The organism is Pseudomonas sp. FSL R10-0399, from assembly GCF_009600165.1.
In the GTDB taxonomy this organism is placed as follows: domain Bacteria; phylum Pseudomonadota; class Gammaproteobacteria; order Pseudomonadales; family Pseudomonadaceae; genus Aquipseudomonas; species Aquipseudomonas helleri.
The window spans coordinates 1-727 of the sequence record NZ_WIWK01000279.1 but is presented as its reverse complement, the minus strand read 5'-3'; the positions used below and the strand labels follow the sequence as shown (position 1 = coordinate 727).

Genomic DNA, 727 nt, shown 5'->3' with positions numbered 1-727 from the left:
CGGCCGGTGGCTTTGGCGAGGTTTTCCAGGCGCTCTTCCAGGTCCGAAGGCAGTCGAATAGCAAGCATGGCCAGACTCCATAATAAGGATTGCTATACAAGTATATCGCGATTGCGCTAACCCATGGTCGGGCCGCACATTATGCGTACCTAAAATAATTTCACTCCCGGTCAGCCACCAGCACGCACACGTAAAGCCATGATGACCTGGGCAGACAGACCGCGAATATCTTCGTTGTGAAAAATCAGGTGCGCTCGATGCGGCTTGGTCTCCTCGTCCCAGTGCTCCAAATCCTTTATTAGAAACTGATGCTTGTCCTGATAGGCCGCTGCGAGATCAGCCGCTAAGGCTCTGGGCGCCTCTCCAGGAGTGGCAATGACCCAATCAATGATGTCAGTCATCTGTTCGGCTGGTGATCGCTGCGTGATGCCCATGACGGCGGCGCAGGCAAAATCGTTGTAGAGCTGAGCGCCCAGTTCGGGATCATCCGCAGGGTTTCCCGGGCACAGCCGCGGCTCCCAAGGAAGCACGTAGGTCGATTGGCCGAGAACTTCTTGCCGGACGTAGTCCGAAGGTTTGGCTAAACGCTGCATGAGTTTTGCTCCCAGGCGAAAATCGCATGGTAACGCGTCCAGAGCGGCCTTAGCCGCTCTGATAAACCGCCGGCGAAGACGGCGGAAACAGCCGGACAGACACCACCCGAGCCCACGAGGGGGGTGAGGAAAAA

General features: G+C 56.7%; 1 protein-coding gene. It reads right to left on the bottom strand.

Annotated features, from left to right (window positions below; genetic code table 11):
- Positions 1-170: 170 nt before the first annotated feature.
- Positions 171-593 (bottom strand): hypothetical protein, encoded by a 423-nt coding sequence (locus GHO41_RS29430; RefSeq protein WP_153334383.1) that lies wholly within the window; start codon positions 591-593, stop codon positions 171-173.
- Positions 594-727: the final 134 nt, after the last annotated feature.